A 21,363-nucleotide genomic window follows, 5' to 3' on the forward strand; every position below is an offset into this window, starting at 1 on the left:
AGTAAAGTTTTTAAACCATGAATGAAGATATTCAATTTATTATAGATTCCACGAAAGAAGCCATGGATTCTGCCGTTAAACATCTTGAAAAACAATTTGCAAATATTAGAGCAGGAAAAGCAAGTCCAGCAATGCTTGGTAGTGTTATGGTAGATTATTACGGGTCTCAAACACCTTTAAGTCAAGTTGCTAACGTAAATACTCCAGATGGTAGAACCATTAGCGTACAACCTTGGGAGAGAAAAATGCTTCACGAAATTGAAAAAGCAATAATGAATGCCAATCTAGGGTTTAACCCTATGAATAATGGCGATTTAATTATTATTAGCGTTCCACCATTAACCGAAGAACGTAGACGCGATTTAGCAAAACAAGCGAAGTCTGAAGCAGAAGACGGAAAAATTGGCGTTAGAAATGCAAGAAAAGACGCTAATAACGAGATTAAAAAATCGGATGATGTTTCTGATGATGAAAAGAAAAACGCTGAAGTAGAAATTCAAAAATTAACCGACATTTACGTTAAAAAAATTGAAGATGTTCTTGCCATTAAGGAAAAAGAAATCATGACAGTATAAACATTAAAGCGACCTAAGAGTCGCTTTTTTTATACACATAAATCAATTTGTACGTTATTACAATTATTGTCTTAACTTTGAGACCGTTTAATTTACGACTATCGCGTACATGCTTAAATATTGTCTAAGTTTTTTATTCTTGTTCTCTATTTTTACAATTAGGGCTCAAGTGATAACAAGTGATATTAGCCAAAATAAAGACAGCATAAAAGCAAAAAAAAAAGCAGATTTAATTCACAGTATTAGCAAAGGAAATATTCCTTTAAAATACTTTAATTTAAATTTAAGATACCTTGTAAAATTCAATCAATATGAAGGAATTCGAACAGGTTTAGGTGGCACAACCAACACCAAATTATCTGAAAAATTTAAAATAAATGGCTATTTAGTTTACGGGTTTAAAGACGGACAATATAAGTATAGCCTAGGTACAGGATTCCGACTAAACCAAAAACATAACACTTGGTTAAATGCATCGTATACAAACGACATACAGGAAGTAGCAAGTACCGATTTTTTAACAGACAAACGTACCTTTGAGTTTTTGGAACCGCGTTTGCTAAATATTAGTTTGTTTTATCAACATATAACTAATGCCATTTCGCTAGAACGGGATCTAGGGCCAAAATTAAAATCTAAAACCCAATTTTCTACGAGTTATATAGAGCCTAAATTCGACTATCAATTTGTTACAGACGATGGTACGTATTCGAAATACCAACTTACTATGGCAATAATGTCTGTGAATTGGAGTCCATTCGATATTTTTAAACCTACACCACAAGGGTTTGAAAAACAAGAAGATGGTTACCCTAAATTTATGTTACAATACAGTCAAAGTTTTAAAGGACCGTTAGATGGGGATTTCAATTTTTATAAATTAGATTTTAGAGCGACTTATCATTTTATTCATAATAAAGAATCTCATTCCGAGATAGATATTGCTTCAGGAATAGCAATTGGAGATACACCTCTTACCCATTTATATCACGCCTACCCCAACAACATTAACAAAGCAACAATAATGCAGCGTTTTTCTGTAGCCGGTTTAAATAGTTTTGAAACCATGTATTTTAATGAATTCTTCTCGGATAAATTCTCAATTATTCAGTTTAAACACTTTTTCAGGCCTTTCTATTATTCTACTTTTTCAAGACCTAGATTAGTCGTGTTATCGCGTTTTGCAATTGGAAATATGCAAAACATCCAGAGACATCAAGGAATTACCTTCAATACTTTAGAAAAGGGATACTATGAATCTGGATTTGAAATAGATCAATTAATATTTGGCTTCGGGCTAAGCTTTACATATCGCTATGGTCCTTATCATTTACCAGAACTAGAAGATAATATTGCATTAAAGTTTACATTTAACGTTACATTATAATACTTTAAGCTAAAGTAATACATAGCTTTTTTCTACATTTGCTATTCTTTAATAAACTTATGCTTAAACAATTTACTACAGGCTTTTGGGAACGTATTGCAAGCCTTATTTTACGAAATAAAATTGTGATTTTAATTGCGATTGTACTTGTTACCATTTTTTTAAGTACACAATGGAAGTACATGCGCTTTACCTATACCGAAGCTAATTTACTACCAAACCATCACGAAGTAAATCAAACCTATAACGCATTTTTAAAGATTTTTGGTGAAGAAGGAAATCTAATCGTTTTAGGTGTAAAAGACAGTACATTCTTTACTGTAGAGAAACTTAATGCATGGAATAATCTTGCAGATTCTTTTAAATCTTCAGAGGAAGTTGATGCTGTAATTTCTATAAAAGATTTACAAAAATTAATAAAAAACGATAGCCTTAAAAAATTCACTTTAGAGCCTTTCATAAAAGATTCTCTATCCACTAAACAACAATTAGATACCTTACAGGTCGAATTGTTTGAGAAATATCCGTTTTACGATAACTTCCTTTTCAACACAAAAACTAAAACTATCCGAACGGCTATCTACATGAATCAAGATGTCGTTAACACATCGGTTAGGAAAGATTTTGTAGTGAATGTACTAATTCCTAGAGTTGAAGCTTTCGAAAAAGAAACAAATATTAATGTTCATATTTCGGGGATGCCTTATGTTAGGACATTAAATGCACAGAATATTGTAGACGAAATTGGACTTTTTGTAGGTGCTGCATTATTAGTAACCTCATTAATTTTCTTCTTCTTTTTTAGATCGTTTAGAGCCACACTTATATCGCTTATTGTGGTATCGATTGGTGTCATGTGGACACTAGGTCTTTTGGGACTTTTAGGATATGAAATTACAGTTTTAACAGCTTTAATTCCTCCGTTAATAATTGTAATAGGAATACCTAATTGTATTTTCTTGATAAATAAATATCAGCAGGAAGTCAAATCTCATGGTAATAAAGTAAAATCGCTGCAACGTGTGATTACCAAAGTTGGTAACGCAACGCTAATGACAAATATTACTACAGCCTCAGGTTTCGCAACCTTTATACTTACAGAAAGCACATTACTTAAAGAATTTGGTGTAGTCGCTTCATTAAGTATTATTGCTATTTTTATACTGTGTTTACTTATTATTCCAATTTTATATTCCTTTTTACCTTTTCCAAAAGAACGCCATTTAGAACATTTAAATAAACGTTGGATTGGTGCTTTTGTGGATTGGATGGAAAACATGGTGAGAAACAGACGAATTACAATATATATTTCTGCAGTTCTATTATTAGCAGTAAGTATAATTGGTATTTATCAGATTAAAATTTCTGGTAGTTTGTTGGAAGACATGCCGCAGAATGCACCATTCTTTGAGGATATTCATTTTTTTGAAGAAGAATTTGATGGTATTATGCCATTAGAAATTATGATCGATACTGAACGCAAAAAAGGCGTTATGAAACTGAGTACGTTAAAACGTATGGATGAATTGGAAGAAGCAATTATTGATATTCCTGAATTATCCAGACCTATCTCTGTAGTGAGTTTGGTAAAATACTCTAAACAAGCTTACTACAACGGAAATCCTAAATATTATCAATTACCAACTTCTCAAGAGAGTAGTTTCATTTTATCTTACGCCAAGAATTCTTCTAACGATACCGAATTACTTCAAAGTTTTGTAGATAGTACAGGACGTTATGCACGTATTACAACCTTTATGAAAGATATCGGTACAGATAAAATGCAGCTCATAGAAGATAAGCTTCAAACTAAAATAGATAAACTTTTCCCAAAGGATCGTTACAAAGTAACCATGACTGGTAAAGCTTTAGTGTTTCAAAAAGGGACAACGTATTTAGTAAAGAATTTGGCTATTTCCTTATCGCTCGCCATCTTATTAATTTCATTGTTTATGGCCTATATGTTTAGGTCTTTAAAAATGATTTTAATCTCACTTATACCCAACTTATTACCATTACTTGTTACAGCCGGTTTAATGGGCTATCTAGGCGTTCCTATAAAACCATCGACTATATTAGTATTTAGTATCGCTTTTGGAATTTCGGTTGATGATACCATTCACTTTTTAGCAAAATACCGACAAGAATTACAAGCCAATAATTGGAAAATTAAACGTTCGGTATATGGTGCATTGCGAGAAACTGGAGTGAGTATGTTTTATACATCAACAGTTTTATTCTTCGGGTTTTCGGTATTTATGATCTCTAGTTTTGGAGGTACAGTAGCTTTAGGAGGCTTAGTTTCGGTAACACTATTATTCGCTATGCTTTCAAATCTATTACTTTTACCTTCATTATTATTATCGTTAGAACGTAATATTGCGAACAAAGAAGTATTAAGAGAACCAGCAATAAACATCATACCAGGAACAAGTGATGATGAGGAAGACGAAAACATTATCAACAATTAAAATATGCTGTGTATAAAGAATTATATTTGCATGTTTAAAATTATTTAAAATGAAACCAATTACAATTTCAGAATTATTAAAACAAGACACTAAACTACACGAAGTAGAAGTTAAAGGTTGGGTTAGAACATTTAGAGCAAACCGATTTATTGCCTTAAACGATGGTTCATCATTACAAAACATTCAATGTGTTGTTGATTTCGAAAATACAGACGAAGACACTTTAAGACGTATCACCACTGGTGCTGCCGTTCATATAAAAGGTGAATTAGCCGAGAGTCAAGGTAAAGGTCAATCTGTAGAAATTCAGGTAAAATCTATATGCATTCTAGGAGATTCTGATCCGGAAACATATCCTATTCAGCCTAAAAAACACTCTTTCGAATTTTTAAGAGAAAATGCCCATTTACGTACTAGAACCAATACATTTAGTGCTGTAATGCGTTTACGTTCGGCTTTATCTTTTGCAATACATAAGTATTTTAACGATAATGGATTCTTCTACGTACACACGCCAATTATTACTGGAAGTGATGCAGAAGGTGCTGGTGAAATGTTTAGAGTTACGAATCTAGATGCTAAAAACCCACCACTAACAGAAGATGGTAAAGTAGATTATACTAAAGATTTCTTCGGAAAAGAAACTAATCTTACAGTATCTGGTCAGTTAGAAGCAGAAACCTACGCGATGTCTTTGGGTAAAGTATATACGTTCGGACCTACATTTAGAGCCGAAAATTCGAATACGTCTAGACATTTATCTGAATTCTGGATGATAGAACCTGAAGTCGCGTTTATGGATCTTGCTGGAAACATGGATTTAGCTGAAGATTTCATGAAATTTGTAATCAGTTACGTTCTAGAAAACAATTCTGAAGATTTAGAGTTTTTAGATAATCGTTTACAAGACGAGGATAAAGCAAAACCTCAAGCAGAACGCAGCGAAATGACACTAATTGAAAAATTACGTTTCGTATCTGAAAATAATTTTAAACGTGTAAGTTATACCGAAGCGATAGATATTTTACGTAACAGTAAACCTAACAAAAAGAAGAAATTTAAATACATTATAGATGAATGGGGTGCAGATTTACAAAGTGAACATGAACGTTTTCTTGTAGAAAAACACTTTAAATGTCCTGTAATCTTATTCGATTATCCAGCAAATATTAAAGCATTTTACATGCGTTTAAACGAAGATGGCAAAACCGTTCGTGCTATGGATATTTTATTCCCTGGTATTGGAGAAATTGTTGGAGGTGCACAACGTGAAGAACGTTTAGATGTATTAAAACAAAAAATGGCTGTATTGGGATTAGATGAAGAAGAACTTTGGTGGTACTTAGATCTTAGAAAATATGGTAGTGCAGTACACTCTGGTTTTGGTTTAGGGTTTGAACGTCTAGTTATGTTCGCAACAGGAATGTCTAACATTCGCGACGTAATTCCGTTCCCAAGAACACCTCAGAACGCAGAATTCTAATCTCATAAATAACTCATAAAACAATCTATGTACACCTTGTATGTAGATTGTTTTATTTATTTTTATGTTAAATCGCATCAACATTTATGCTAAAGCAAAACTTACAGTTCAAATTATCGCAGAAATTATCTCCGCAACAAATTCAATTAATGAAATTGATTCAGTTGCCAACGCAGGCTTTTGAACAACGCTTAAAGCAAGAACTTGAAGAAAATCCAGCTTTAGATACCGGTAAGGAAGAAACTATTAGCGAATTTGATGATGATTTTGACAATACACAAGACGACTATAACGACGATTCGGAAACAATCGCTACAGACGATATTAATGTTGATGAATATTTAAGTGACGACGAAATCCCCGATTATAGAACTCAAGCAAACAATTATAGTAGCGACGACGAAGAACGAACCATGCCTTATGCTGCAGGAACGTCGTTTACACAACATTTAATATCGCAATTAAACACTTACCGTTTAAGTGACGATGAACGTGATATCGCTGAATTTTTAGTTGGAAGTGTAGACGAAAGCGGATACATTCGCCGATCTACTCCAGATATAATGGACGATTTAGCCTTTACACAAAACGTTTATACTACAGAAGAAACCATTAATAAAGTTTTTCATATTGTACATCAATTGGATCCCGCGGGAGTTGGTGCACGCAATCTGCAAGAATGCTTAAGTATTCAATTACATCGAAAAGAAAAGTTTGCAGATATTGTCTTAGCAACTGAAATTATTGATGATGCTTTCGATCAATTCACAAAAAAGCATTACGAAAAATTAATGCAAAAATTCGATGTTAGCGAAGAACAACTTAAAGATGCTATTGAAGAAATAGAACGTTTAAACCCTAAGCCAGGTGGTTCGTATTCTGGAAATAACAGAATCGTAGAACATGTGGTTCCTGATTTTGCCATTCGTATTACTGATGGTGAATTAGAATTGACTTTAAACGGAAGAAATGCTCCTGAATTACATGTTTCGAGAGAATATAACGACATGATGAAAGGGTATAAAGACACCAAGGAAAAGTCAAGATCTCAGAAAGATGCCGTATCGTTTATCAAACAAAAATTAGATGCAGCAAAATGGTTTATTGAAGCTATTAAACAACGCCAGCAGACCTTATTTGTAACCATGAGTGCCATTATGCACTACCAAGAAGAATATTTTTTAACTGGAGACGAACGTAATCTTAAACCAATGATTCTAAAAGACATTGCAGACGAGATTAATATGGACGTTTCGACGGTTTCTAGAGTCGCAAATAGTAAATATGTAGACACACCTTATGGCACAAAGTTAATTAAGGAATTCTTCTCAGAATCTATGAAAAATGACCAAGGCGAAGATGTTTCTACACGTGAGATTAAAATGATTCTTGGAACAGTTATAGATGATGAAGATAAAAGAAAGCCTTTAACAGATGAAAATTTAGCGTCTATTTTAAAAGAAAAAGGATATCCGATTGCGCGACGTACGATTGCTAAATATAGGGAACAACTAGATGTCCCAGTTGCAAGATTAAGGAAGCAATTATAATTAATCTGTCTACTATTATTAACTTTTAAATATTTAAGTCGCTTTAACAAATCACAGTACGCATATACAAGGTAAAATATCGTAAACTACTACATGCTAAAAAGTATCTCCTACATTTTTCATCCCATATTTATGCCATTAATTGGAGTGCTATTTTATTTTTCAAAATCTCCACGGTTTATACCATTTCATGTTATTGAAGCCAAATTAGTATCAATAGCAATACTAACCATAGTATTACCTATACTGGCAAACATACTTCTGAAATTCATAGGCAAAATTGACACTTTTGAATTAGAGAATTCTAAGGAAAGAATAATTCCGTTAATGATTTATTGCTGTATTATTTTAATCATAATCCAACGTGTATTAACTCCTTTTGATTTTATAGAACTATATTATTTTTTTGTAGGCATGTTGGCTTCTACTTTAAGCTGTTTAATACTCAATTTACTTAAGTTTAAGGCGAGTATTCACATGTTAGCTATCTCAGGTATATTTATGTTTTTTATTGGCTTAAGCATCCATTTTAGTATAAATATATTAGGAAGTATTGCACTTGTTATTTTTTTAATGGGAGCAATTGCAACTTCAAGGTTAAGTTTAAAAGCTCATAATAATGCAGAATTATTAATTGGATGTGCAACAGGTATTATCCCGCAACTAATTCTTATCCCAAACTGGCTATAGCAAATAGAAAATAAGTCCTAGTTTTATTGCACTCATATCTATATTTTCTTGTTTAATTGCGGTCTTTACATCATTCTTAAATATTGGATTCAAGGCATAGTAAACATAAAAATTCCAGGTATTATATCCCGCACTAAGTGTTAGTCCGTATTGGATATCATTAAAACCATCTATATCTGTATACCTCAGTTTAGCATTATCGCCTCTAAAATTGGTAATACTTGAAAACACATAACCCAATTTAAACCCAGTATAGACACGCCAAAAACGATAATCTGACGGTGTAGAAGTTCGCCATCTAAACTCTATAGGCAATTCTACTATATGCTGATAAAAATTATTTTTACTGTAATTAAGTTCTAAATCTTCATCAAGCACATAATACATAGCAACGTTATCATCATTTTTAAGTATACCTAGATTTTGATTGTATGAATTATAAGAATATCCCAAACCTACACCAATAGCAATAGTCCGTTTGCTATTTAAAGGCATATCTTTAATAAAACCACCATTAATTCCTAAAGAAAATCCTGATTGTTTAATTCCAGAAGGGAAATCGGTTAGTATATTATAGGTAATAGCCAAATAAAATTGATCCTCCTTATACAAGGAATCGACCACTTTTAGGGATGCAATAGAATCTTCTTGTGAAAAGACTATGTTTGAAAAACCCAAAAATACAATTATAAATAAAATGCAATAATTTTTCATATAAAACTGATTACCTAAACTTAGTAAAAAACAATTAAGATTATATAAAACAAAAAAAGGTGTTTTGAAACATCAAAACACCTTTTTTTAATATAAAATTAAGAGTAAACTTATTTCTTTAAACCGGAAATCGCATCACCCTTTCTAGTTGTGTAATTAATTTTTAACGCATTAACTTTACGTAATTCTTGCTTAATATCTGATACTAAACCCATGTTAGCTTTACTATCAACTTTTAAAGCAGTTGTTAAGAAAGGTATTAATTCTTCTCGTTTAGAAGCTCTTTCTGCTGCAATAAAAGCAGCAATTTCAGAAACGTCAGCAAACTTATCGTTTAACTGAATTCTAGACTCTGTACCATATTGACTTTCGAATCTATCGCTAGGTTTCCCAGCGTAGATATACATTACCAAATCCTTTTTATCAAGTTTCTCAACTTGATCTGCAGCAGGTAATTTATTCTCAATCATTAAAGTATTTTGTCTCATTACTGTAGCCACCATGAAAAAGAATAATAACATAAAAACAATATCTGGTAATGATGCGGTAGATATTGCAGGTAATTCCCCTCCTGATTTCTTTTTAAATTTAGACATAAATATTTGTGTTTATCTAATTAGACTTTTTAGGCTCTGCTTCAGAGAATTTTTGAGGAACCATTACTTTAATAGTTTCTAACTTCACCTTTAAACTTTCTCTATCAGAAGAAGGCGTTCTAGGATCTGTATACTTCTTATCTGCCTCAACAAAACTCATATCAAGATTTGGATAAGCTTTTCTAAACTCTCTGTCTCTAATTTGATTATAAGCAGCTAATATTTCATTTTGTACAGCGATATACACATCATATTTTGTTGCTCTATCATTTTGTAAAGAAATAATCGCTTTATCAAAGTTATCAGATGATTTTGGACTTCTAGCTCCCTGACAATTTTTACAAGCATCAGCGCCAGTTCCTCCACCATTATCTAAGAAAGCAATAGCTTCTTTACGCAAGTCTATAATCTCAATTTGCTTTTCTTCACCTCCAGTGATCAAGAACAAGTCATCATTTTTGTTAACCTGTAATTGAAAAATATTTTTCTCTTTAATTACAACATCCTCTTGTTCAGTATCATCCAAAGGCGGAAGTTTTCTGCTCAAACCTGAATCTGTTTCAATAGTCGTAGTTACTAAGAAAAAAATTAAAAGTAAGAAAGCGATGTCAGCCATAGAGCCTGCATTAACTTCTGGTGCTGATCTTTTTGCCATAATTACTTAGTTTATTAATTTTTTCACGTTTGCATACACCATAGATGCTATTGCAACAATAGCTAAAATATAGAAGGCGTTTAAACCAGCACCAACATACTTAGATGTTTGTTCTGTAACGTCCATTCCTTTATCTAAAAATGGTGTTAAATTTAAATCTGTTCCTGAAGACATTGCGTAAGCGATAAATAATATCACTACGAATGTTCCAACAGATAATAAGGTCTTTTTAATGTCTCCTTGAAACAATCCTTTTATTACAAATACTAGAACTAAACCTAATATTAAAAGAAGCATTGCATAAGTAACATATATCATATTGTCTATCATACCATCATTACCTGTCATGATCATCAATGCGAAAATGATTCCAATAACTGATAGTACTCCAACAATAATTGTTAATATTTTATGTAAACTCATCGTTCTTAATGTGTTTTAAATTATTACTTCTTGTATCTGATTAACAAGTCCATTAATGTAATTGAAGCATCTTCCATATCGTTAACGATACTATCAATTTTAGCAATAATGTAATTATAAAAGATTTGAAGAATAATTGCAACGATTAAACCGAATACAGTTGTTAATAAGGCTACTTTAATACCCCCAGCTACAAGTGATGGTTGCATATCTCCCGCCGCTTCAATCTTATCGAAGGCAGCAATCATACCAATTACAGTACCCATGAACCCTAACATTGGAGCTAAAGCGATAAATAATGAAATCCAAGACACGTTTTTCTCTAATAAACCCATTTGAACACCACCGTAAGCTACAACAGCTTTTTCAGCAGCCTCAAGACCTTCATCAGTTCTATCTAAACCTTGATAGAAAATAGAGGCAACAGGACCTTTTGTATTTCTACAAACTTCCTTTGCAGCTTCAACACCACCTGATTGCAATGCGTCTTCTACTTTTTGAGTTAATTTTTTAGTGTTTGTTGAAGATAAATTTAAATAGATAATTCTCTCGATAGCAATCGCTAATCCTAGAATTAAACATAATAATACGATTCCCATGAATCCAGCGCCTCCTTCTATAAAACGCTTTTTTAATTCTTGATGAAAACCTAAATCTTCAGTTGCAGTTGCATCTGCATCGTCTTGAATTGAAGAAACTACGGTAGTTGCTACAGCAGCAGCGCTAGTTGTAGTTGCATTAACAGTTCCGAATGCCACCATTAGTGTAATGGCTAGGATAGAAAATAATCTTTTCATTGTTCTGATCTTAATTTTATTAGTTAAAGTGTTAAAGATATAAAAAAATTGCAATTAAAAAACAAAAAATGTATTCAGATTTTCTGCAGAGAGAAAGGGATTCGAACCCTCGATACGCTTTTGGCGTATACACGCTTTCCAGGCGTGCGCCTTCGACCACTCGGCCACCTCTCTCTAATTTTGTTTTTTAATAACGGTACGGCAAATAACGAAAAATCTTTAATATCTAAAAATTTTATCAGTTAATTTTAAGTCAATTCTCCACGCAAAGAAGTTTCATAGATGGTTTTGAATACTTTAGCTGAAACATTCTGTCCAAGTAAATACATTAATTTACACACGGCAGCCTCTGTTGTGATGTCTTTTCCTGAAATTACACCTATTTTTTTTAACTGTTCACTCGTTTGGTATTGCCCCATTAGTACACTACCTCCTGAACATTGTGTTATATTTATAATATGAATTCCATTTGATATGGCCTCTTTTAAAATATTTATAAACCAGGTTTCTGTAGTGCAATTTCCTGCTCCGTATGTTTCTAAAATAACCCCTTTAAGCCCAGATGTACTAAAAATACTACGTAAAAGCACTTCAGAAATTCCAGGAAACATCTTTATTAATGCTATATTTTCGTATAAAAACTTATGAACTTTGAAGCTTTTTTTAGTATTTACCTTAAATAAATAATCGTAATTCACCTTTAAATGAACTCCAGAAGTGACCAATTCAGGATAATTTAAGGAAGCAAATGCTTCAAAATGTTCTGCATTTATTTTCGTTGTTCTGTTGGCTCGATATAATTTATACTCAAAATACAACGTAACTTCTTTAATTACGGGTTTATTATATCGTTGTAGTGAAGCGACATGAATAGAAGTAATTAAATTTTCTTTGGCATCGGTTCGCAAATCTCCTATAGGTAATTGAGACCCTGTAAAGACAACTGGCTTTGCTAAATGTTCTAACATAAAACTTAAAGCAGAAGCTGTATAACTCATGGTATCGCTACCATGAAGCACCACAAATCCATCGAAAGCATCATAATTGGATTCTATTATTTCAGCAATTTCTACCCAATACTTCGGATTCATATTACTTGAATCTATAGGTTCTTTAAAAGAAAATGTTTCAATATTACAATCTAATTGTTTCAGTTCCGGAATTTGATCTAAAAGATTTTTAAAATCAAAAGCTTTCAGAGCTCCTGTTTCAAAATCCTTAACCATACCAATGGTTCCTCCTGTATAAATAAGTAAAATGTTTGGATTAGGCTTTGTCATATTAAATACCGAAAATAGTTTTGGAATTTAGTGTCGTTATACGGGCTATTTCTTCTTCTGAAAGCTGATAAATTTCTGAAAGCTTTTCTAAAACTCTTAAAATATAAAAACTTTCATTACGTTTTCCACGAAATGGTACAGGCGCTAAATATGGCGAATCGGTCTCTAAAACGATATATTTCAGGTCAATTTCATTTAAAAACGCATCGATCTTACCGTTTTTAAAAGTAACCACACCTCCTATTCCCAGTTTCATATTATAAGAAATAGCTAGTTTTGCTTGTTCAAAATTTCCCGTGAAGCAATGAAAAATTCCAAATAAATCGTCGCTTTTTTCTTCTTCTAAAATCTCAAAAACTTCATCGAAAGCTTCTCTACAATGAATAACAATAGGTAGTTTATGTTTTTTAGCGAGTTTAATCTGCTGTCTGAAGGCATCCTGCTGAATAGCTAAAGTAGATTTATCCCAATATAAGTCGATTCCGATCTCTCCTATGGCATAATATTTATGTGCACTTAATAATGCCTCGACATGAAGAAGCTCCTCTTTATAATTATCTTTGACATGTGTAGGATGTAGGCCCGACATTAAGAATGTATGGTCTGGGAAATCACGATTCAATTGCAGCATACTTTCGGTGTAAGTAGAATCGATGGCAGGTATAAAAAAACGAGTAATTCCTGCATCAATAGCGCGATTTACCATATCGTGTCTGTCTATATCGAATGCTTCACTATATAAATGTGTGTGTGTGTCTGTAATAATCATTCTGCGAAATTAATGGTTTTACATTACTATCTTTGTTTAAATTTATTATTAAAATGACAACACTTCAAGAATTTCTATTAAAAAGAAACTACGTTAAGATTAAGTTGAAACTCACTAAGACCAATCATTTCGAAATTTTTGCTACCATAAATGGAAAAAAAGGCCTTTTTATACTAGATACAGGTGCTTCTAGTTCTTGTGTAGGGTTTGAAGCTATTGAAAGTTTTAATTTAAAAGTAAAAGATTCTGAAATTAAAGCTGCAGGTGCAGGAGCAACTGATATGACAACTCAGCTTTCTAAAAAAAATTCTATTAAAATAGGAAAATGGAAGAAAGATAAAATGACTTTAATCTTGTTTAATATGACACACGTAAATACAGCCTTAGTAAGCCACAACTCTACTCCTGTAGACGGTATTATTGGTGCAGATATTTTAAAAAAAGGAAAAGGTATAATAGATTACGACCGTAAATATCTATATCTTAAAAAGGATCTTGGAATGTAAGATTTTTTGTACCTTTATAAGTCTAAACCTGAGACTCCCACTATGAAAAGTTCTATCGTAATAGCAGACGATCATCCGTTAATGCTTAAAGGGATGACAAATTTCTTAACATCTATAAATTATAATATCATTGGAAGTGCTTCAGACGGACAAGCAGCATACAATCTTATTGTAAAACTAAAACCTGAAATTGCTATTCTAGATATTAGAATGCCATACAGAACAGGTTTAGAAATTGCTGATGATTGCAAAAAGAATAATATACCAACAAAAATAATTTTAATCACTTTTGATAAGCGTGAAGATGTTTACGAAAAAGCAAAGGAGTTAAATATTTATGGCTACATCTTAAAAGAATTTGCTGTAGAAGAGATTGAAAACTGCATAGAAAGCGTAATAAATAATACGCCATATTTTAGTCAAGATATTATTCCCAATTTAGAAAAATCGAATACAAATACAGATTTAACGGTTTTAAATAAGCTGACTAAAACCGAAATAAAAATTATTAAGCTCATTGCAAAAAACCAAACTAGTCCAGAAATTGCTGATCAATTAAATGTATCTTCTCGTACCATAGACAAGCATAGAAGCAACATTGTTAATAAGTTAAAACTTCAAGGAAAACACAATGCTTTATTCCTTTGGGCAACAAATAATAAGGAAATTCTCTAAATATACGTATAATCACGTATTTCATACTACACTGATTTCTAATATCTTTACAGTGCTATTAATTAGTTCTTAGGGAGAATTATTTAGAGAACTCTGCATTGTAATGGTGCAGAGTTTTTAATTTAAACTGTTCATTTTATTACAGACTACTGTCAACATTATTTAATAAAATGAAAATTAGATTGTTTAACTCGCTCTAAAACTGCCAATTCAAGTATTATGGAAGATCAAATTCAAACTCAATCCCATCAACATCATCTTATTGTAGGCTTAATAATATCAGCCTCTATTATTATTGGTTTAAATCTTGTTGTGTTATTTACACAATAGTTTAAATAATAAAAGGACAATCTTACGATTGTCCTTTTATTTATAACTAATAATTTAGATCGCTTTATAATTCTAAAGCTTTCTTAACATCATTTTTCATTAAAAATTCTTGTGGGTTTTCTAATGCTTCTTTTACAGCAACTAAGAATCCTACACTTTCTTTACCATCAATAATTCTATGATCGTAAGATAAAGCCACGTACATAATTGGTCTAATAACAACTTGACCATTTATAGCAACAGGGCGCTCAACAATATTGTGCATTCCTAAAATTCCACTTTGAGGTGGGTTAATAATAGGAGTCGATAACATACTTCCAAAGACACCTCCGTTAGTAATAGTAAAAGTACCACCTGTCATTTCATCAACAGTAATTTGACCATCTCTTGCACGTAAAGCTAAACGTTTTACCTCAGCTTCAACACCTCTAAAACTTAAGTTTTCTGCATTTCTAATTACAGGAACCATTAGTCCTTTAGGGCCAGAAACCGCAATACTAATATCGCAGAAATCGTAAGAAAGCATTTCTTTACCGTCCATCATAGAATTAACAGAAGGATACATTTCTAAAGCTCTAACTACAGCTAAAGTAAAGAAACTCATAAATCCTAATCCTACACCATGCTTCGCTTTAAAAACTTCTTTATGTTCGTTTCTTAAAGCAAATATTGGAGACATATCTACCTCATTAAAAGTAGTTAGCATGGCTGTTTCATTCTTAACAGCTACTAAACGTTCTGCAACTTTACGACGTAACATAGATAGTTTAGAACGAGACTCCCCTCTACTTCCTCCTGTTGGAGTTCCCATAGATGGTTTAGCCTGAACAGCATCATCTTTTGTTACTCGACCAGCTTTACCTGTACCTGCTATACTAGCAGCATCCATACCTTTTTCTGCTAAAATCTTTTTAGCAGCAGGGCTAGCTGTACCAGATGCATAAGTTTTCTCTGCTGCCGGAGCAACTTTTGGCGCTTCTGCTTTTGGAGCAGGAGCTTCCTCTTTTTTATCTTCTTTTGCTGGAGCATCACCTTCTGGTCTTGCTGCACTTGTATCTATTAAACATACAACTTCACCAACAGCAACAGCATCTCCTTCTTCTGCTTTAAGCGTTATGATTCCGCTTTCTTCAGCAGGAAGTTCTAGTGTTGCTTTATCACTATCAACCTCAGCAATTGCTTGATCTTTTTCTACATAATCACCATCTTGTACTAACCATGTTGCTATTTCAACTTCTGTGATAGACTCACCAGGAGAAGGTACTTTCATTTCTAAAATCATCGTTCAATATTTTAGTTTAATCTTATTTAAAATTATCGTTGGTTGTTTTTTGTATTATCGAAAACATAGTCGATTACTTCTTTATGACGGCGTTTAGATCGTGTTGAACTACCCGCAGCAGGTGCTCCATAAGGACGTCTAGAAGCAAATCTGAATGATTTTGATTCTTCTAAATGCATTAACATGTGTGCATAAGCCCCCATGTTTCTTGGCTCTTCTTGTGCCCAAACTACCTCTGTTGCATTACTATATTTTTCAATTGTTTCTCTTATCGCTGTTGCTGGTAAAGGAAATAGTTGTTCTAATCTCACTAAAGCAACATCATCTCTACCTTGTTCTTCTTTAACTTCTAATAAATCGTAATAAAATTTACCTGAAACAAAAACGAGAGATTTTACTTTTTCAACTTCGGCAGTTACATCGTCGATTAACAATTGGAAACTTCCATTTGCAAACTCATCTACTGACGATACTACTTTTGGATGACGTAATAAACTCTTAGGAGTGAAAATAATTAAAGGTTTTCTGAAATTAGATTTCATTTGTTTACGTAACAAATGATAAATGTTAGCAGGCGTTGTACAATCGGCCACAAACATATTGTCTTTAGCACATAATTGTAAATAACGTTCCATACGAGCAGATGAGTGCTCTGCTCCTTGACCTTCGTAACCGTGTGGTAATAACATTACCAATCCGTTTTGAAGTTTCCATTTATCTTCGGCTGCAGAAATATATTGGTCTAACATTATTTGAGCTCCGTTACTAAAATCTCCAAACTGTGCTTCCCAAATAGTTAATGTTTTCGGACTCGCCATAGCATAACCATAATCGAAACCTACAACACCATATTCAGATAATAAAGAGTTATAAATAAAGAATCTTCCTTGCTTATCACTTAAATTATTTAATAACACAACCTCTTCTTCACTATCTTCTACTTTAATAACAGCATGACGGTGAGAGAATGTACCACGCTCTACATCTTGTCCAGACATTCTAATATCGAAACCTTCTTCTAAAAGTGTTCCATATGCTAAATGTTCTGCCATTGCCCAATCTAACCTATTCTCGTCGAACATAGTTTTTCTAGACTGCACTAAACGTTCAATCTTACGAATAAACTTTTTATCTGAAGGTAAATTAGAAATCACGTCTGTTATTTGAGCTAACTTTTCTTTTGGGAAAGTCGTATCTACAGGTTTCATCATATCCTGTTCGGTAACGCGAACAAAATCTTCCCATTCATCTTTCATAAATGGTGTGATCACTGTTTTTTCTTCTTTACGAGAATCTTCTAATTTTTCTTCTAAACTTGCTTTATAAGCTTCTTCAAGTTCCTTTACATAACCTTTATCGATTATGCCTTCACTAATTAATTTTTCAGCATAAATATCTCTAGGATTTTTATGCTTAGCAATTGCTTTATATAATTTAGGTTGTGTAAAACGAGGTTCGTCACCTTCGTTATGACCGTATTTTCTATATCCTAATAAGTCAATAAATACATCGCGTTTAAAATGCATCCTAAAATCTAAGGCAAAAAGCATGGCATGTACAACAGCTTCAACGTCATCTGCATTAACGTGTAATACCGGAGACAAAGTGACTTTAGCAACATCTGTACAATATGTACTAGAACGTGCATCTAAATAATTAGTTGTAAAACCAATTTGGTTGTTAACAACTATATGAAGCGTTCCGTTGGTTTTATAACCATCTAGTTGTGCCATTTGCACAATTTCGTATACGATTCCTTGACCTGCAATAGCAGCATCTCCATGAACTATAATAGGTAGAACTTGCGATGGGTCTTCGGCATACTTATCATCTTGTTTAGCACGTACTATACCTTCTACAATAGCGCCAACCGTTTCTAAGTGCGATGGATTTGGAGCAATGTTTAAGTTTATTTTTTTTCCGTTATCGGTTTCACGATTACTCGTCCAACCTAAGTGGTATTTTACATCACCATCAAAAATTTCTTCTGCGTAATCTTTTCCATCAAATTCACTAAAGATGTCTTTGGCCGATTTTCCGAAGATATTTGTAAGTGTACTTAAACGACCACGGTGAGCCATTCCCATTACAAATTCTTTTACACCATAATCTGCTGCTTTTTCAATTACTGCATCTAGTGCAGGAATTAAAGATTCTCCACCTTCTAACGAAAATCGTTTCTGACCTACGTATTTAGTATGTAAAAAACTTTCAAAAGACACCGCTTCGTTCAGTTTTTTAAGAATATGCTTCTTTTGTTTAGCATCGAAGTTAGGCTGATTATCATTTATGTTTAATTTACTTTGAATCCAGTTCTTACGTTCTGGATTTCTAACATACATGTATTCTATACCTATAGAGTCACAATATATTTTTTCTAAATGATTGATAATTTCTTGAAGAGTGTTAGAACCTATACCAAGCATTTCTCCTGCAGAGAATACGGTGCCTAAATCACTTTTAGATAATCCGAAATTCTCTAAAGCCAATGTTGGCGAATAGGTTCTACGATCGCGAACAGGATTTGTTTTAGTAAACAAATGCCCTCTAGTACGGTAACCCGCTATCAATTGAACAACTTGAAACTCTTTTGTTAGATTTTCTGAAACATGATCGCAGGAGAAATTCTCCATAGGCTCGGCGTCAACGCAATCGTTTTCGCTTCCAAAATCATAACCTTGAAAAAAAGCTCTCCAACTAGGTTCTACAGAGTCCGGGTTTTCTATGTATTGATCGTATAATTCAGCAAAATATGCTGTGTGTGCTGCGTTTAAAAAGGAATATTTATCCATTATATTATTTGAGATATTCTCGCTTTGACAAAATTTCATCAAAAATACAACTTTTACTAAACTTAGGTGTGGTTTTCTTATATTTATAAGCTAATTTAACTAATATTTATTTGAACTATGATAAAAACAAGTGCATATTATATTAAAAACACATTCTTAATTGTCGTTTTTTCTTTATGTTTTAAGAATATTTCTGCACAAAGTTCAAGTATTTCTGAAAATATTAAATTTGGAGGATCTATTGGGCTAAGTTTTGGTAATGAATTTTTTAGCGGAACTTTGGAGCCTATGGCACTCTATCAAATTAATCCACAGTTTGCTTTGGGAGTAGGATTAAATTTTACTTATAATACTCAGAAAAACTTTTATCAATCTACTATTATAGGAGGAACTTTTACCACTTTATACAATCCCATTCCATTTTTACAAGTATCTGCCGAATTTCAGCAATTACATGTAAATAAAAATTACGAAAATGATAAAGTTTTATATCCAGATGAAAAATATTGGATTCCAGCACTATATATAGGTCTAGGTTACACCTCTAAAAATGTAACATTCGGAATGCGTTACGATATACTTTATAACGACGATAAAAGTATTTACGCTTCCCCTTGGGGACCATTTATAAGGGTATATTTTTAATCGATTGTGACAATTTATTATTGTAAATTGTTTTACTTTTCTCAAAAAAATAAAATGGAAAAATTATTAAGAATTTTCGGAGCTGCTTGGGGAGCTAAAAAAATAGGAGGTGGTAAATGTGGTTGCATTGGTACTGTCGTTGTGTTTGTAATACTATATTGGCTATTGGGATACGTTTTTAAAATATTTTAATTTAAAACCAATTACTCCTTAATACGGCATTTAAAAAAGAAAACATGTTATCGAAAAGTCTTTAAAAGATTCTCGATAACATGTTTAGTAGACTTAAATTATAAAGCATCTTATTTATATTGGTGTTTAAACCATACTTTTTGCCATTCCCGTTTTAAAATCAAAAAAGAGACTTGTTCAGACAATATTAAAGTATCACTACCGTCTAATGCTCTAATCTGTTTTTCAGATACATCAATAATATAAAGTACATTCAGATAATCGGCGAATGCATTTTGTATCAATCCAAATACCGTTTCATGAAGCTGAAGTTTTAATTCGTCCGGTAATATTGAAGATTCAACATCAAAATCAACATTCGCAAATCGGAAATCTTTGTTTAGCTGAAACACCAGATTACCATACAATTCGTATTGTAAAGAGGTGTTTAATAGGTCTTGTATTGTTTCTGGGGTCTTCAAATTTACTATAGTTTATACCTTTCTGGTCATTAGATTTTCACCAAATTGTCTTAATAAATTCTTTTTATCTTGACTTATATCAAGAGTATCTAAGACAGAAAAAGCTTGATTCGTATAACTTTCAATTTCTTTGGTTGTTGCATCTGCAGCACCACTACTTAAAAACAACTGCTTAACAGATTGCACCTTATCGCTACTATCGGTTGGACTTATACTAAATAAATCTTGAAGTTCGCGTTGTTGTTCTTCTTCAGAAAACTCTAAGGCTTTTAAATATAAGAAGGTTTTTTTATTCTCGATAATATCTCCACCCACTTGTTTTCCAAAGGTTTTCGGATCTCCAAAAGCATCTAAATAATCGTCTTGTAGTTGAAATGCGACACCTAAATTCTTTCCAAAGTTATAAATACCTTCTTGTTCTGCTTTCGAAGCTTGCGCAACAATCGCTCCCATTTGCATAGCAGCTCCAACTAAAACAGCTGTTTTATATTCAATCATTTTTAAATACTCCGGGATGGTAACGTCGTCACGATTCTCAAAATCTACGTCGTATTGCTGTCCTTCACAAACTTCTAAAGCTGTTTTACTAAACAGTTTTGCTAAATCTCTAAAGGTTTCGGGTTCGTAATTTTCGAATAATTGATAGGCCATTATTAACATCGCATCTCCCGATAAAATACCTGTATTAATATCCCATTTTTCGTGAACGGTCTCATTTCCACGTCGTAAAGGTGCATCATCCATAATATCGTCATGAATCAACGAGAAGTTATGAAAGACTTCAATACTCAAAGATGCATTTAAAGCTGTTTTATAATCTGCATTAAAAATTTCGGCCGACATTAAAGTTAAAACAGGTCTTAGACGTTTACCTCCTAAATTTAAAATATAAGAAATGGGTTCGTATAAAGATTGCGGTTCGTTATCTGTTTTAAATTGCTTCAAGTAGGATACAAAAGCCTCTTGATAGTATAATATGTTTTGCATGAGACAAAAATAAAAGAATAATCGTAAATATCATATAGAGTTTATTCAATATTAACAAACCTTTAAACTTAGGAAACTTTATTTGTTTTATAAGTTTCCTTCT

General features: G+C 32.5%; 21 protein-coding genes and 1 tRNA gene. 10 read left to right on the forward strand and 12 right to left on the reverse strand.

Going from position 1 to position 21,363, the window contains the following annotated elements; all coding sequences use genetic code 11:
• Positions 1 to 17: 17 nt before the first annotated feature.
• The 6 genes from frr (at position 18) to R6X41_RS10740 (ending at position 8,156) form a co-directional block, all read left to right on the forward strand.
• Positions 18 to 575, forward strand: coding sequence for a ribosome recycling factor (frr, locus tag R6X41_RS10715; protein WP_318500112.1), 558 nt, complete (start codon positions 18 to 20; stop codon positions 573 to 575).
• 169 nt (positions 576 to 744) lie between these two features.
• A complete protein-coding gene (locus tag R6X41_RS10720) occupies positions 745 to 1,962 on the forward strand; it encodes a hypothetical protein (protein WP_318500114.1) in 1,218 nt (405 codons plus the stop codon).
• 59 nt (positions 1,963 to 2,021) lie between these two features.
• Complete coding sequence (locus tag R6X41_RS10725) at positions 2,022 to 4,433, forward strand: efflux RND transporter permease subunit (protein ID WP_318500116.1); 2,412 nt, start codon at positions 2,022 to 2,024, stop codon at positions 4,431 to 4,433.
• 49 nt (positions 4,434 to 4,482) lie between these two features.
• Entirely contained in the window at positions 4,483 to 5,916 is a 1,434-nt protein-coding gene (asnS, locus tag R6X41_RS10730; RefSeq protein WP_318500117.1) for an asparagine--tRNA ligase, read from the forward strand.
• 86 nt (positions 5,917 to 6,002) lie between these two features.
• Entirely contained in the window at positions 6,003 to 7,466 is a 1,464-nt protein-coding gene (gene rpoN / locus R6X41_RS10735) for an RNA polymerase factor sigma-54 (protein WP_318500119.1), read from the forward strand.
• Between the two features lie 132 nt (positions 7,467 to 7,598).
• Positions 7,599 to 8,156: a hypothetical protein gene (locus R6X41_RS10740; RefSeq protein WP_318500121.1), complete on the forward strand. Its 558-nt coding sequence runs from the start codon at positions 7,599 to 7,601 to the stop codon at positions 8,154 to 8,156.
• Here the strand turns inward: R6X41_RS10740 and R6X41_RS10745 are convergent.
• The 8 genes from R6X41_RS10745 to R6X41_RS10780 all read right to left on the reverse strand — a co-directional run bounded on the left by R6X41_RS10745 (position 8,151) and on the right by R6X41_RS10780 (position 13,390).
• The gene (locus R6X41_RS10745) at positions 8,151 to 8,870 is read right to left on the reverse strand and encodes a porin family protein (protein ID WP_318500123.1); all 720 of its coding nucleotides are present in this window, start codon (positions 8,868 to 8,870) and stop codon (positions 8,151 to 8,153) included. The two genes, R6X41_RS10740 and R6X41_RS10745, sit on opposite strands and share 6 nt — an antisense overlap.
• Before the next feature lie 110 nt (positions 8,871 to 8,980).
• On the reverse strand, positions 8,981 to 9,466 hold the full coding sequence (locus R6X41_RS10750; protein ID WP_318500125.1) for an ExbD/TolR family protein: 486 nt from the start codon (positions 9,464 to 9,466) through the stop codon (positions 8,981 to 8,983).
• 16 nt (positions 9,467 to 9,482) lie between these two features.
• The gene (locus tag R6X41_RS10755; protein ID WP_318500127.1) at positions 9,483 to 10,121 is read right to left on the reverse strand and encodes an ExbD/TolR family protein; all 639 of its coding nucleotides are present in this window, start codon (positions 10,119 to 10,121) and stop codon (positions 9,483 to 9,485) included.
• Between the two features lie 6 nt (positions 10,122 to 10,127).
• On the reverse strand, positions 10,128 to 10,544 hold the full coding sequence (locus R6X41_RS10760; protein WP_318500130.1) for a hypothetical protein: 417 nt from the start codon (positions 10,542 to 10,544) through the stop codon (positions 10,128 to 10,130).
• Positions 10,545 to 10,567: 23 nt separating this feature from the next.
• Positions 10,568 to 11,341, reverse strand: coding sequence for a MotA/TolQ/ExbB proton channel family protein (locus tag R6X41_RS10765; protein WP_318500132.1), 774 nt, complete (start codon positions 11,339 to 11,341; stop codon positions 10,568 to 10,570).
• A gap of 86 nt (positions 11,342 to 11,427) precedes the next feature.
• Positions 11,428 to 11,515, reverse strand: a tRNA-Ser gene (locus R6X41_RS10770).
• A 74-nt stretch (positions 11,516 to 11,589) separates the two neighbouring features.
• Entirely contained in the window at positions 11,590 to 12,621 is a 1,032-nt protein-coding gene (locus R6X41_RS10775) for an asparaginase (RefSeq protein WP_318500134.1), read from the reverse strand.
• Between the two features lies 1 nt (position 12,622).
• Entirely contained in the window at positions 12,623 to 13,390 is a 768-nt protein-coding gene (locus R6X41_RS10780; protein ID WP_318500136.1) for a TatD family hydrolase, read from the reverse strand.
• Between the two features lie 53 nt (positions 13,391 to 13,443).
• Between R6X41_RS10780 and R6X41_RS10785 the strand changes: the two genes are divergently transcribed.
• Both R6X41_RS10785 and R6X41_RS10790 read left to right on the forward strand, forming a co-directional pair.
• Entirely contained in the window at positions 13,444 to 13,896 is a 453-nt protein-coding gene (locus R6X41_RS10785; RefSeq protein ID WP_318500138.1) for a retropepsin-like aspartic protease family protein, read from the forward strand.
• A 42-nt stretch (positions 13,897 to 13,938) separates the two neighbouring features.
• Complete coding sequence (locus R6X41_RS10790) at positions 13,939 to 14,571, forward strand: response regulator transcription factor (RefSeq protein WP_318500139.1); 633 nt, start codon at positions 13,939 to 13,941, stop codon at positions 14,569 to 14,571.
• A gap of 394 nt (positions 14,572 to 14,965) precedes the next feature.
• Here R6X41_RS10790 and odhB read toward each other — a convergent pair whose 3' ends face one another.
• Together odhB and R6X41_RS10800 are read right to left on the reverse strand one after the other, a co-directional pair.
• Positions 14,966 to 16,183, reverse strand: coding sequence for a 2-oxoglutarate dehydrogenase complex dihydrolipoyllysine-residue succinyltransferase (odhB, locus tag R6X41_RS10795; protein WP_318500141.1), 1,218 nt, complete (start codon positions 16,181 to 16,183; stop codon positions 14,966 to 14,968).
• Positions 16,184 to 16,215: 32 nt separating this feature from the next.
• A complete protein-coding gene (locus R6X41_RS10800; RefSeq protein ID WP_318500195.1) occupies positions 16,216 to 18,975 on the reverse strand; it encodes a 2-oxoglutarate dehydrogenase E1 component in 2,760 nt (919 codons plus the stop codon).
• Between the two features lie 117 nt (positions 18,976 to 19,092).
• Between R6X41_RS10800 and R6X41_RS10805 the strand changes: the two genes are divergently transcribed.
• A complete protein-coding gene (locus tag R6X41_RS10805) occupies positions 19,093 to 19,620 on the forward strand; it encodes an alpha-ketoglutarate decarboxylase (protein ID WP_318500143.1) in 528 nt (175 codons plus the stop codon).
• Positions 19,621 to 19,674: 54 nt separating this feature from the next.
• Positions 19,675 to 19,812, forward strand: a complete 138-nt coding sequence (locus R6X41_RS10810) for a hypothetical protein (RefSeq protein ID WP_318500144.1) — start codon at positions 19,675 to 19,677, stop codon at positions 19,810 to 19,812.
• A gap of 110 nt (positions 19,813 to 19,922) precedes the next feature.
• On the opposite strand, the gene R6X41_RS10815 is transcribed toward R6X41_RS10810, so the two are convergent.
• Together R6X41_RS10815 and R6X41_RS10820 are read right to left on the reverse strand one after the other, a co-directional pair.
• Entirely contained in the window at positions 19,923 to 20,273 is a 351-nt protein-coding gene (locus R6X41_RS10815) for a hypothetical protein (RefSeq protein WP_318500146.1), read from the reverse strand.
• Between the two features lie 12 nt (positions 20,274 to 20,285).
• Positions 20,286 to 21,260, reverse strand: a complete 975-nt coding sequence (locus R6X41_RS10820; RefSeq protein WP_318500148.1) for a polyprenyl synthetase family protein — start codon at positions 21,258 to 21,260, stop codon at positions 20,286 to 20,288.
• Positions 21,261 to 21,363: the final 103 nt, after the last annotated feature.

The sequence above is a fragment of the Formosa sejongensis genome (assembly GCF_033447105.1).
Taxonomy (GTDB): Bacteria; Bacteroidota; Bacteroidia; order Flavobacteriales; family Flavobacteriaceae; genus Formosa.

Bases quoted from the DNA above. Each gene is read 5' to 3' on its own strand.
- R6X41_RS10790 (WP_318500139.1), top strand. From the start codon at position 13,939: ATGAAAAGTTCTATCGTAATAGCAGACGATCATCCGTTAATGCTTAAA.
- R6X41_RS10745 (WP_318500123.1), bottom strand. From the start codon at position 8,870: ATGAAAAATTATTGCATTTTATTTATAATTGTATTTTTGGGTTTTTCA.
- rpoN (WP_318500119.1), top strand. From the start codon at position 6,003: ATGCTAAAGCAAAACTTACAGTTCAAATTATCGCAGAAATTATCTCCG.
- R6X41_RS10760 (WP_318500130.1), bottom strand. From the start codon at position 10,544: ATGAGTTTACATAAAATATTAACAATTATTGTTGGAGTACTATCAGTT.
- odhB (WP_318500141.1), bottom strand. From the start codon at position 16,183: ATGATTTTAGAAATGAAAGTACCTTCTCCTGGTGAGTCTATCACAGAA.
- R6X41_RS10750 (WP_318500125.1), bottom strand. From the start codon at position 9,466: ATGTCTAAATTTAAAAAGAAATCAGGAGGGGAATTACCTGCAATATCT.
- R6X41_RS10785 (WP_318500138.1), top strand. From the start codon at position 13,444: ATGACAACACTTCAAGAATTTCTATTAAAAAGAAACTACGTTAAGATT.
- R6X41_RS10775 (WP_318500134.1), bottom strand. From the start codon at position 12,621: ATGACAAAGCCTAATCCAAACATTTTACTTATTTATACAGGAGGAACC.
- asnS (WP_318500117.1), top strand. From the start codon at position 4,483: ATGAAACCAATTACAATTTCAGAATTATTAAAACAAGACACTAAACTA.
- R6X41_RS10755 (WP_318500127.1), bottom strand. From the start codon at position 10,121: ATGGCAAAAAGATCAGCACCAGAAGTTAATGCAGGCTCTATGGCTGAC.
- R6X41_RS10740 (WP_318500121.1), top strand. From the start codon at position 7,599: ATGCCATTAATTGGAGTGCTATTTTATTTTTCAAAATCTCCACGGTTT.
- R6X41_RS10765 (WP_318500132.1), bottom strand. From the start codon at position 11,341: ATGAAAAGATTATTTTCTATCCTAGCCATTACACTAATGGTGGCATTC.
- R6X41_RS10780 (WP_318500136.1), bottom strand. From the start codon at position 13,390: ATGATTATTACAGACACACACACACATTTATATAGTGAAGCATTCGAT.
- frr (WP_318500112.1), top strand. From the start codon at position 18: ATGAATGAAGATATTCAATTTATTATAGATTCCACGAAAGAAGCCATG.
- R6X41_RS10805 (WP_318500143.1), top strand. From the start codon at position 19,093: ATGATAAAAACAAGTGCATATTATATTAAAAACACATTCTTAATTGTC.
- R6X41_RS10810 (WP_318500144.1), top strand. From the start codon at position 19,675: ATGGAAAAATTATTAAGAATTTTCGGAGCTGCTTGGGGAGCTAAAAAA.
- R6X41_RS10820 (WP_318500148.1), bottom strand. From the start codon at position 21,260: ATGCAAAACATATTATACTATCAAGAGGCTTTTGTATCCTACTTGAAG.
- R6X41_RS10725 (WP_318500116.1), top strand. From the start codon at position 2,022: ATGCTTAAACAATTTACTACAGGCTTTTGGGAACGTATTGCAAGCCTT.
- R6X41_RS10800 (WP_318500195.1), bottom strand. From the start codon at position 18,975: ATGGATAAATATTCCTTTTTAAACGCAGCACACACAGCATATTTTGCT.